The organism is Natronospirillum sp., from assembly GCF_022565775.1.
Classification (GTDB): domain Bacteria; phylum Pseudomonadota; class Gammaproteobacteria; order Pseudomonadales; family Natronospirillaceae; genus Natronospirillum.
The window spans coordinates 17644-29411 of sequence record NZ_JAIUMC010000011.1 but is presented as its reverse complement, the minus strand read 5'-3'; the positions used below and the strand labels follow the sequence as shown (position 1 = coordinate 29411).

The 11768-nt window shown below is 58.5% G+C and carries 8 protein-coding genes; 6 read left to right on the top strand and 2 right to left on the bottom strand.

Annotated elements, in window-relative coordinates; genetic code table 11:
• The first annotated feature begins 463 nt into the window (after positions 1–463).
• The 3 genes from clpB (at position 464) to LAT62_RS04300 (ending at position 5575) form a co-directional block, all read left to right on the top strand.
• Positions 464–3037, top strand: coding sequence for an ATP-dependent chaperone ClpB (gene clpB, locus LAT62_RS04310; protein ID WP_293379488.1), 2574 nt, complete (start codon positions 464–466; stop codon positions 3035–3037).
• Positions 3038–3155: 118 nt separating this feature from the next.
• Entirely contained in the window at positions 3156–4334 is a 1179-nt protein-coding gene (locus tag LAT62_RS04305) for an acyl-CoA dehydrogenase (protein ID WP_293379562.1), read from the top strand.
• Positions 4335–4339: 5 nt separating this feature from the next.
• Positions 4340–5575: a CaiB/BaiF CoA-transferase family protein gene (locus LAT62_RS04300; RefSeq protein WP_293379486.1), complete on the top strand. Its 1236-nt coding sequence runs from the start codon at positions 4340–4342 to the stop codon at positions 5573–5575.
• Here the strand turns inward: LAT62_RS04300 and LAT62_RS04295 are convergent.
• Positions 5568–6038, bottom strand: coding sequence for a TetR/AcrR family transcriptional regulator (locus tag LAT62_RS04295; protein WP_293379483.1), 471 nt, complete (start codon positions 6036–6038; stop codon positions 5568–5570). The two genes, LAT62_RS04300 and LAT62_RS04295, sit on opposite strands and share 8 nt — an antisense overlap.
• A gap of 530 nt (positions 6039–6568) precedes the next feature.
• Between LAT62_RS04295 and LAT62_RS04290 the strand changes: the two genes are divergently transcribed.
• The 3 genes from LAT62_RS04290 to LAT62_RS04280 all read left to right on the top strand — a co-directional run bounded on the left by LAT62_RS04290 (position 6569) and on the right by LAT62_RS04280 (position 10156).
• A complete protein-coding gene (locus LAT62_RS04290; RefSeq protein ID WP_293379559.1) occupies positions 6569–8284 on the top strand; it encodes an acetolactate synthase 3 large subunit in 1716 nt (571 codons plus the stop codon).
• Positions 8284–8781 carry an acetolactate synthase small subunit gene (gene ilvN, locus LAT62_RS04285; protein ID WP_293379481.1) on the top strand — a complete coding sequence of 166 codons (498 nt, stop codon included), beginning with the start codon at positions 8284–8286 and terminating at the stop codon, positions 8779–8781. The genes LAT62_RS04290 and ilvN overlap by 1 nt, the downstream gene beginning before the upstream one ends.
• Before the next feature lie 130 nt (positions 8782–8911).
• Positions 8912–10156: an EAL and HDOD domain-containing protein gene (locus LAT62_RS04280; RefSeq protein WP_293379478.1), complete on the top strand. Its 1245-nt coding sequence runs from the start codon at positions 8912–8914 to the stop codon at positions 10154–10156.
• 85 nt (positions 10157–10241) lie between these two features.
• Here LAT62_RS04280 and ilvC read toward each other — a convergent pair whose 3' ends face one another.
• Complete coding sequence (ilvC, locus tag LAT62_RS04275; RefSeq protein WP_293379475.1) at positions 10242–11726, bottom strand: ketol-acid reductoisomerase; 1485 nt, start codon at positions 11724–11726, stop codon at positions 10242–10244.
• Positions 11727–11768 lie beyond the last annotated feature (42 nt).

The following is an 11768-nucleotide window of genomic DNA, read 5'->3' as shown; positions in this document are numbered from 1 at the left end:
CGCAGCGAGCGGATGGGGCAGCAGACACTGCGTCAATCAGGGGCCATGAGATGTGGGTAGATGATGGTCAGACTCTGTGCACCGCAATCAGAACAGAACGAGCGCGCTCAATCGTGGTCCGAGCATCATGTCCCGGCACAACCCGGGCAGACGCAGGGATTCGGCTATTCGTCGAACCATTCGGAAAGGTGAAAGTCAGTGGAGCAGGGGTGCTTCTTCGGGCAGAGGCGGAGGATGCGCGAGAGTCGGGGGTGACTCTGCTGGCGGGATGACATTGTCTGTAGCGACCTGTCGTAAACCAATGAACCTTCCATTCGTTGCCTTGACCGTTAACTTAAAGCTTTGCTGCTTGAGCGCTTTATGTCAAGCAACCTGGCTGGATTGAATTCTCCGTGGCATCCCCCATTAATGAAGTTAAGAGAATGCTGAAACAATCAGCCAGAATACGGGAGACCGAGAGACCATGAGAATCGATCAACTGACCAGTAAGTTGCAACTGGCACTTGCTGATGCACAGTCGCTGGCCCTGGGCCGTGACCACAACCAGATAGATCCGGCGCATCTGCTGCTGGCCATGCTGAATCAGCAGGGTTCCGGGCTTACCCCGTTGCTGCAGCGGGCCGGCGTTGAAGTGGGTGCAGTGCGCAAGAGCACTGAAGAACGCCTCGACAGCCTGGCGCGGCAGCCGGACCATGACGGAGAGCTGGGCATGGCCCCGGATCTGGGTCGCGTCATGAACAAGGCCGACAAGCTGGCGCAGAAACAGGGCGACCAGTTCATTACCAGTGAAATGGTGCTGTTGGCCATGGTGCAGGACAAGGGGCCTGTCGGCCGGATTCTGAAAGATGCCGGGGTCACTGAAGAGGCGTTGAACAAGGCCATTGAAGAGGTGCGCGGCGGCGAGAAGGTCAACAGCCAGAATGCCGAAGACCAGCGTCAGGCTCTGGACAAGTACACCATCAACCTGACCGAGCGCGCCCACCAGGGCAAGCTGGACCCGGTCATCGGCCGTGACGACGAAATACGGCGCACGATTCAGGTGCTGCAGCGGCGGCGCAAGAATAACCCGGTATTGATAGGCGAGCCCGGCGTCGGCAAGACCGCGATTGTCGAAGGGCTGGCCCAACGCATAGTGGATGGTGAAGTACCGGAAGGCCTCAAGCGCAAGCAGGTGCTGTCACTGGATCTGGGGGCACTGCTGGCCGGGGCCAAATATCGCGGCGAATTTGAAGAGCGACTTAAAGCCGTGCTCAATGAGCTGGCCAAGCAGGAAGGCCAGATCATTTTGTTCATCGACGAGCTGCACACCATGGTGGGTGCCGGCAAGGGCGAAGGCGCCATGGACGCAGGCAATATGCTCAAACCGGCGCTGGCCCGGGGTGAATTGCATTGTGTCGGTGCCACTACACTGGACGAATACCGTCAGCACATCGAAAAAGACGGTGCTCTGGAGCGCCGCTTCCAGAAGGTGCTGGTGGCGGAGCCGGGCATGGAAGACACCATTGCCATACTGCGTGGCCTGAAAGAGCCTTATGAAGTGCATCACGGGGTAGAGATTACCGATTCTGCTCTGATTTCGGCGGTCACACTGTCGCAGCGCTATATCACCGATCGGCAACTGCCTGACAAGGCCATAGACCTGATGGATGAGGCGGCGAGCCGTATTCGCATGGAGATTGACTCCAAGCCGGAGTCCATGGATCGTCTGGACCGCCGTCGTATCCAGTTGAAAATCGAAGCCGAGGCGCTGAAGAAAGAGACGGATGCCGCGACCAGGAAGCGTCTCGAGGAGCTCAACAAGACCCTGGAAAAGGTCGAGCGCGAGTATGCGGATCTGGAAGAAATCTGGAACACCGAGAAGGCCGCGCTGCAAGGCACGCAGCGGATAAAAGAGCAGCTTGAAGACGCGCGCAAGCAGATTGAAGCGGCTCGCCGCAAAGGCGATCTGGCCAAAATGTCGGAGTTGCAGTACGGGCTGATACCGCAGCTCGAACGCCAGCTCGACATGGCCAGCCAGGCCGAAATGATGGACATGAAACTGCTGCACAACCGGGTTACCGAAGAGTCGATAGCCAAGGTGGTATCCCGCTGGACCGGCATTCCCGTGGAGAAAATGCTGGAAGGCGAGCGCGACAAGCTGGTGCGCATGGAAGAAGCTCTGCATGCCAAGGTCATCGGCCAACATGAGGCGGTGGTGTCAGTGGCTAACGCGGTCCGTCGGTCCCGGTCAGGGCTGTCCGACCCCAACCGGCCCAACGGGTCTTTCCTGTTTCTCGGTCCTACCGGGGTGGGCAAGACCGAACTGTGCAAGGCGCTGGCAGAGTTCCTCTTCGATACCCAGGAGTCGATGGTTCGTATCGACATGTCCGAGTTCATGGAGAAGCATTCGGTGGCCCGCCTGGTCGGGGCGCCTCCGGGCTATGTCGGCTATGAAGAAGGTGGGCAGTTGACCGAATTGGTGCGGCGGCGTCCCTACAGCGTCATTCTTCTCGATGAGGTGGAGAAGGCGCACTCGGACGTGTTCAACATTTTGCTGCAGGTACTTGATGATGGCCGGCTGACGGATGGCCAGGGCCGGACGGTGGACTTCCGCAATACCGTGATCGTCATGACGTCCAACCTGGGCAGTGACCACATTCAGCGGCTGTCGGGTGAAGAAAACTACGACCAGATGAAAACGGCCGTGATCGATGTGGTGGGTCAGCACTTCCGGCCTGAATTCATCAACCGAATTGACGAAATTGTCGTCTTCCACCCGCTGCAGGCCGCCGAGATCCGCGGTATTGCGGACATCCAGCTCAACCTGCTGCGCCAGAGGCTGGGTGATCAGGAGTTGGGGCTGGTGGTCAGTGACAATGCTCTGGAGTTGCTGTGCGAGGCCGGGTATGACCCGGTCTACGGTGCACGGCCGTTGAAGCGCACCATTCAGCGCGAAATGGAAAACCCGCTGGCCACGGCGCTGCTGAAAGGCGAGTACAAGGCCGGGGATACTGTCCACGTGGATGAACAGGATGGGAAGCTGATTTTTTCAAACTGAGCGTGCATAACAGCCTTTTTTAGTCTATGGTTTACCAAAATGTAGACATTTAATCGAGTCGTTTAATGGAGTGATCCGTTGAATGCGCTCAGCACCAGCCAAAGACAGCGAGGCCGTTATGAGCCAGTTCCAGTGGGGTGACCCCCTGTTGCTTGAACAGCAACTGACCGATGAAGAACGCATGATCCGTGACTCTGCGCAATCCTACTGCCAGGAGCAGTTGCAGCCCAGAGTCATGGTGGCGGCGCGTGAAGAGCACTTTGACCGCGCCATCATGACTGAAATGGGTGACCTCGGCCTGCTCGGGCCGACGGTTGCCGAGCAGTATGGCGGCGCTGGCATTGGCCATGTCGCCTACGGACTGATTGCGCGCGAAGTCGAGCGGGTCGATTCCGGCTACCGCTCGGCGATGAGCGTGCAGTCCTCCCTGGTCATGTACCCGATTGAGGCCTACGGCACAGAGGAGCAGAAACAGAAATATCTACCCCGTCTGGCCACTGGGGAACTGATCGGCTGTTTCGGCCTGACCGAGCCCAATCACGGCTCTGATCCTGGCTCCATGGAGACCCGCGCCAAGAAAGTCGATGGCGGTTACAAGCTGACTGGCGCCAAGACCTGGATTACCAACAGTCCGATTGCCGATCTGGCCGTGGTCTGGGCCAAATCGGAAGCCCATGACGGCAAGATCAAGGGCTTTATCGTCGAACGTGACACCAAAGGGTTCAGCACCCCGCAGATCAAGGGCAAGCTGTCCCTGCGCGCCTCTATCACCGGCGAAATCGTGCTGGACGAGGCATTCGTGCCGGAAGACAATTTGCTCCCGGAAGCGTCTGGCCTGGCCGGTCCCTTCGGCTGCCTGAACAAGGCGCGCTATGGCATTGCCTGGGGCACCATGGGGGCGGCCGAGTTCTGCTGGCACGCCGCCCGGCAATACACGCTGGATCGCAAGCAGTTTGGTCGCCCACTGGCCGCCACTCAGCTGGTGCAGCTCAAACTGGCTAACATGCAGACCGAGATCACTCTGGGCCTGCAGGCAGCGCTGCAGGTGGGCCGGCAGATGGACAGTGGCAACTGGGCACCGGAAATGGTCTCCCTGATCAAGCGCAACAACTGTGGCAAGGCTCTGGATATCGCCCGTGTCGCCCGTGACATGCACGGTGGCAACGGGATTTCGGAAGAGTATGGTGTGATGCGCCATATGGTGAATCTGGAAACGGTGAACACCTATGAAGGCACGCATGACATTCACGCACTGATCCTGGGCCGTGCGCAGACCGGTCTGCAGGCCTTCGGGTAAGCCTTGTGAACACTCGGCCGCTGAATGGATTGCGCGTACTGGACCTGTCGCGCATTCTGGCCGGCCCCTGGGCAACCCAGTGGCTGGCCGATATGGGCGCGGAGGTGATCAAGGTGGAGCGCCCCGGGCGAGGTGATGACACGCGTGGCTGGGGGCCGCCCTGGCATGAGGCCAGTGGTGAGGCGGCCTACTTTCTGTCGGCCAACCGGGGCAAACAGTCCGTGGCCATTGATATAACCGCACCGGAAGGCCAGCAACTGGTGCGAGAACTGGTGCAGCAGTGCGATGTACTGGTGGAAAACTTCAAGCAGGGCGGTCTGAAAAAGTACGGACTGGATTACGACAGCCTGCAGCAGATAAAACCCGATCTGATCTACTGCTCCATCACCGGTTTTGGTCAGACCGGCCCCTACGCGCATCGCGCCGGCTATGACTTTCTGGTGCAGGGCATGGGCGGGCTGATGAGTCTGACCGGCCAGCCGGACAATGAACCCGGTGGCGGTCCGGTCAAGGTGGGCGTGGCGCTGACCGATATCTTTGCCGGCATGTATGCGGCCAATGCCGTGCTGGCAGCCGTGGTACAGAGAGACCGCACCGGAGAGGGCAGTTGGATCGACATCAGTCTGCTCGATGTGCAGGTGGCGGTGCTGGCCAACCAGGCACAGAACTATCTGACGTCGGGTGATGTACCGCAGCGCATGGGCAATGCGCATCCCAATATCGTGCCCTATCAGGCCTTCGCCACGCAGGACGGGCACATGATTCTCACCGTCGGCAATGATGATCAGTTTCGGCGCCTTTGCGAAGCCCTGAGTGAGCCTGAACTGGCGCAGGATGAGCGGTTTGTAACCAACGCCAGCCGGGTGGCTCATCGCCGTGAACTGATTCCGCTGCTGGAGCCGCTGTTTCTGCAGGCATCCACGGATCACTGGGTGCAGTTGCTGGAAGGCGCAGGTGTGCCCTGCGGCCCGATCAATACAATTGATCGGGTGTTTGCCGACCCGCAGGTCGAGCACCGGGAACTGCTGATCGAGCGCCACAGAGCACCGGCTGATCCGTCAGCGTACGGAGACGGGCACGGCGTCAGGATGGTCGGAAATCCGGTTAAGCTGAATGGTCAGGCGATGAACGCCGAAACCGCCCCACCTATGCTGGGTGCGGACACGACGACGGTATTGCAGCAGTTGCTCGACAAGTCGGAGCAGGAGTTGAGCAGCCTGCGTGCAGCAGGCATCATTTGACCGACTGGGGCACCAGCTGCCGCCAGAGCTCAGCCTGCAGACGCAGCTGCAACCCGGCGGCTTCGATATCGGACTGTTGAGCCTGCCAGGCGTCGGCCTGGGCCCACCAGGCGGCGTCGAACTCTGTCCAGAAGGCCTCTGCAGCCTTCGGGAAACGCCACCCTTCACTGATCACCAGTCGATACATGTGCATCGGCTCGGGGCTCCACCAGTGCTGACACAGATGGTGCCAGACGTCGGTCAGTGACCAGTCGCTGGCCAGAGGTTGTACCCGGCCCTGCAGCCAGTGCGCCATGACGGCGCCAATCAGAATCGTCTTGTCCGGAAAATGCTTGTAGACCGTCGGCTTGGAGACGCCGCAGGTGGTCACCACCAGATCGATGGACGTGCCCTTGAAGCCCTGCTCCAGAAACAGCCCTGTTGCCTGTTCGATGATGTGATCCTTCTTCGACGCCCGTGCCATACCGCTCACTTCCAGACTTTACCAAGGGTAAAGTATGCCCGTATAACAACGCGGGGGCCAGCCAGTGGTTGACTTTCCGCCGTGTGCAGCGACAATAGCCCTTATCGACGACTGTATTGGTCGTTGGTGACTGTGCAAGTTTCGACTGCTTCGGCCTCATGGCAAGCGTCCACAGTCAGCATGAGCGGGTCATACCGATGTTCTGGACGTTACCCAAAAGGTAGCGTTCGGTGAGCATGATGATCAGCCCACTGGCTGCAGACAGGTGTCCTGGTCGAGGGGCGACTCTTGGTCCGGTGAGTTTTTTTGTTACCGCAAAAATGCTGGCACAGGATAGTCCGCAGCGCTCTGCGTCCTGCCTTATCCTTTCCTGACCACTGTCGTCTGTGTGCTTTCAGCGCACGCCCTGCGTAATGCTTGTCAGTCTCCCCTTTTTTTGGCGCAGCAATGGCCCGACCATGCGCCTGGCAGAGTGAGACACGGACATGACCGAGCTGAAAGAGAAACCCGAAAGCAAGACCAAGCCACCCATGCTGTCCGGCGGGCAGATGCTGATGCGTGCCCTGAAAGATGAAGGGGTTGAATACGTTTACGGCTATCCCGGTGGTGCGGTGCTCCATATTTATGACGCGCTGCACAATCAGGAGGATGTAAAACACATTCTGGTGCGGCACGAACAGGCGGCCACCCACATGGCAGACGCCTATGCCCGAGCCAGTGGCAAGCCCGGTGTGGTGCTGGTCACCAGCGGCCCTGGCGCGACCAACGCGGTTACCGGACTGGCGACAGCCTACATGGACTCGATCCCCATGGTGGTGATCACCGGCCAGGTCATGAGCCATCTGATTGGTGACGATGCGTTCCAGGAAACCGACATGATGGGGATCTCCCGTCCGGTCGTGAAGCACAACATGTCCGTGCGCAACCCGGCCGATATCCCGGCCATGGTCAAGAAAGCCTTCTACATCGCCAGCAGCGGCCGCCCGGGACCTGTGGTACTGGATATCCCCAAGGATATGACAATGCCGAACGAGCGGTTTCCCTACGTCTATCCGAAAGAAGTCCGGATGCGCTCCTACAATCCGGTCAGCAAGGGGCATGCCGGCCAGATCCGCAAGGCGGTCAATCTGCTGCTGCAGGCCAAGCGACCCATGATCTACAGTGGTGGCGGCGTCATTCTGGGTGAAGCATCCGATTTGCTGACGCAGCTCGGTAAAACGCTGGGCTATCCGGTGACCAATACCCTGATGGGACTGGGTGCGTTCCCCGGTGGCGACGATCAGTTTGTCGGCATGCTGGGCATGCATGGCAGCTATGAAGCCAACATGGCGATGCACAATGCCGATGTCATCATTGCCATCGGCGCGCGCTTTGATGACCGGGTAACGAACAATACGGGCAAGTTCTGTCCCAACGCCAAGATCATCCATATCGACATTGACCCCACATCGATATCCAAGACAGTGCGGGTGGATATTCCCATCGTCGGTCCAGTCAAATCGGTGCTTGCGGAAATGCTCAAGGCCATCGACGAGAGCAAACTGGAAGTCGATCGGGAAGCGCTGGGTATCTGGTGGTCGCAGATCAACGAATGGCGGGGTCGTCATGGCGGTCGTTACAAGACGGACGACAGCCAGATGATGAAGCCGCAGTTTGTCATCGAAGCCATGTGGCGCGCCACCGGTGGCGATGCCTTTGTGACCAGTGATGTTGGTCAGCACCAGATGTATGCGGCGCAATATTACCGGTTCAACAAGCCCAACCGCTGGATCAACTCCGGCGGGCTGGGCACCATGGGCTTCGGCCTGCCAGCCGCCATGGGCGTGGCGCTGAACTTCCCGGATGACGATGTGGTCTGCGTCACTGGAGAAGGCTCGATTCAGATGAACATTCAGGAATTGTCGACCTGCAAGCAGTACAACCTGCCGGTCAAGATTCTCAATCTGAACAACGGCTATCTGGGCATGGTCAAACAATGGCAGGACATGAATTATGAGTCCCGCTACTCGAACTCCTACATGGATTCACTGCCTGACTTTGTCCGTCTGGCCGAGGCCTATGGTCATGTCGGCATGCGCATCGAGAAACCTTCGGATCTGGAGCCGGCGCTGAAAGAGGCCTTTGCCATGAAAGACCGGCTGGTGTTCATGGATGTACTGGTCGACCCCAAAGAGCACGTTTACCCCATGCATGTGCCCGGTGGTGCCATGTGCGACATGTTCCTGAGCAAGACGGAGAGAACCTGATGACCACGCGGCGTATCATTTCGGTACTGATGGAAAATGAATCGGGCGCGCTGGCACGGGTAGTTGGGTTGTTCGCGCAGCGCGGCTACAACATCGACTCGCTGACGGTAGCCCCCACGGAGGATCCTACCCTGTCGCGCATGACGCTGGTCACTCAGGCCACCGATCAGGTGATCGAGCAGATCACCAAGCAGTTGCACAAGCTGATCGAGGTGGTCAAGTTGGTCGATCTGACCGAAGGCGTGCATGTGGAGCGCGAACTGTTGCTGGTCAAGGTGCGGGCAGCGGGCGCACAGCGTGAGGAAGTCAAAAGGACTGCCGATATTTTTCGCGGTCAGGTGATCGACGTCACGCCCAATACCTACACCATTCAGGTCGCCGGACACAGCGACAAGCTGGATGCTTTCCTGGATGCCCTGGCTCAGGCTTCGGTACTGGAAGTCGTGCGTTCCGGTGTGTCCGGGATATCCCGGGGCGAGAAGACGCTGAGCGTCTGAAGTTGTCCGTCAGGGGCGGTCCGATTGCGCGACTGCCCCTGACAGGCGACTACTGGATAAAATGTCAGGATAGGCACACAGGCAGAGCATCGACTATGCTTTAACTGCATTCCTCAATAGGACGTTGAGTGTGACACAGGAAAGTCCCGCTGAAGACATGGTTCCGCTGTTCGCTCGTCAGCCTATTTTTGATGCTGACCTGCGCATTGTGGGCTATGAATTGCTCTATCGAGGCCTGATAGGCGGCAATACTGCGGCGTTCAGCGACGGCTCCGGTGCTTCAGCCAGAGTGCTGATCAATGCCCTGACCGAAGTGGACCTGCTGGACATCGTTGCCGGCAAACGGGCCTTCGTCAATTTTACCCTCGACATGCTGTCGGCAGCGCCAGACTTCGCCAAGAAACATCTGGTCATTGAACTGCTGGAAGATATACCCATCACGCCTCATCTGCTCGACAAGTTGCAGGAGTTGAAGGCGCGGGGGTTCACTATCGCGGTAGATGACTATGGCCCGCGCAAGTACCCGGCAGACCTGTTGAACCTGATCGATATCGTCAAGGTGGATCTCATTCATCTGCCGTTGGCCGAGTTGCCTCGGGTAATCGACGAACTGGAGCCCTACAATGTTCAGTTGCTGGCCGAGAAGGTGGAGACCCTCGAGCAGTACGAGCAATGCCGTGAGCTGGGCTTTGAAATGTATCAGGGCTATTTCTTCAGCAAGCCGCAGATCGTCTCCGGAAGAGCCCTGGGCACAGACCGCGCCGTCGTGCTCGACCTGATCAGCACCCTCTATCAGCCTGAAGTCGATATCAAGGATGTGGTTCGCGTTCTGGAGCGCGACCCGTCGCTGTCGATCAAGCTGCTGCGCCTGGTGAACTCTGCGCTCTATCGTCGCCAGCGCAACATCAAGTCTTTGCAGCAGGCGATTGCTCTGCTGGGGTTGAACCGGTTGCGCAGCTGGATCACGCTGTTGCTGATGGACAATCACTCGGATCGGGGCAAGGCCTTGCAGGATGTCACCCTGTTCAATGCACATTTCTGCCAATATCTGGCGCAGGAAACCCGACCACCGATGGAGAATGCCGCCTTCACGGTCGGGCTTTTGAGTTGTCTGGATGCCTTTTTTGATCGCCCAATGAAGGAATTGCTCGACCACCTGCCACTGGATGCGCTGCTCAATACCGCCTTGCTGGAGAGCAGAGGTCGTCTCGGTGCCTGGTTACGCCTGGCCCGCTTTCTGGAGCGCAATCCGGTCGACAAGGTGTCAGACCGGGCCCTGCAACAGCTCGATATTACTCGCGATCAGCTGCGCCACCTGCAGCAACAGGCGCTGCTGGAGGCCCGTGAAGTACAGCGCGCTCTGGGCGCTGCCTGAAGGCACAAAAGAGGGCAGCCGCGCGAAAGGCGGGCTGCCCGGCAAGGGCGTCAGATTCCAACGCCCGAGAGGAAACGAACAGTCGTCAGGCGCCGACGATACGCTTCATGTCCGTCATGTAGCCGCGCAGTTCGGCACCGATCCATTCGATGTCGTGGTTGCGAATGGCTTCATTGACTTCAATCAGACGCAGGCTGTCGACCGAGTTGTCCTTGCTGTCCAGGCTCCGGCCGATGACATCGGCGCTGACTCTGGGCATGAACTCTTTCTGCAGCAGCGGCACGGCGACGTTGGCAAACAGATAGTTGCCATATTCCGCTGTGTCGGAAATCACCACATTCATCTCGTACAACCGCTTGCGCGCAATGGTGTTGGCAATCAGCGGCAGCTCGTGCAGTGATTCGTAATAGGCAGACTCTTCGATGATGCCGGAGACCACCATGGTCTCGAAGGCCAACTCGACGCCCGCCTTGACCATGGCGATCATCAGAATGCCGTGATCAAAGTATTCCTGCTCGCTCAGTTCACCCTTGTATTCAGGGGCATTCTCGAAAGCGGTCTGGCCGGTCTCTTCCCGCCAGCGCAGCAGATCCCGATCGTCATTGGCCCAGTCGGCCATCATGGTGCGCGAGAACTCGCCGCTGATGATGTCGTCCTGATGCTTCTGGAACAGGGGCGTCAGCAGCTCTTTCAGCTCTTCGGAGAGTTCGAAGGCACGAATCTTCGCAGGGTTGCTCAGCCGATCCATCATGTGGGTGATGCCGCCCAGCTTGAGCGCTTCGGTAACCACTTCCCAGCCGTATTGCACCAGCTTGCCGGCGTAGGCGGGGTCGATTCCTTCGGCAACCATTTTTTCGTAGCAGAGAATGGAGCCGGCCTGCAGCATGCCGCACAGTATGGTCTGTTCGCCCATCAGGTCGGATTTGACCTCGGCAACAAAAGAGCTCTCCAGTACACCGGCACGGTGACCACCGGTGGCTGCGGCCCAGGCCTTGGCAATCTCGAGGCCGTCGCCGTTGGGGTCATTTTCCGGATGCACTGCGATCAGGGTGGGTACGCCAAAGCCACGCTTGTATTCTTCACGCACCTCGGTACCCGGGCACTTGGGTGCCACCATGACGACAGTGATGTCTGCACGGATTTTTTCGCCCACTTCGACAATATTGAAACCGTGGGAATAACCCAGTGCCGAGCCCTTTTTCATCAGTGGCATGATGGTTTCGACCACGTTGGAATGCTGCTTGTCCGGAGTCAGGTTGACCACCAGATCGGCTTCCGGGATCAGCTTTTCATAGGCATCCACGACAAAGCCGTTTTCGCTGGCGTTCTTCCAGGACTGGCGCTTCTCGTCAATGGCAGCCTGGCGCAGGGCATAGGACACGTCCAGGCCGGAGTCGCGCATGTTCAGGCCCTGGTTCAGACCCTGGGCACCACAGCCGACAATGACAATTTTCTTGCCTTTCAGGTAGTCAGACTCGTTTTCGAATTCGTCGCGATCCATAAAGCGGCAGCGACCCAACTGGTCGAGCTGCTGGCGCAGGTTCAGCGTATTGAAATAGTTTGCAGACATGATGTCCGGTCCTTCATAAACAGTGATTGGATTGGAAACCCG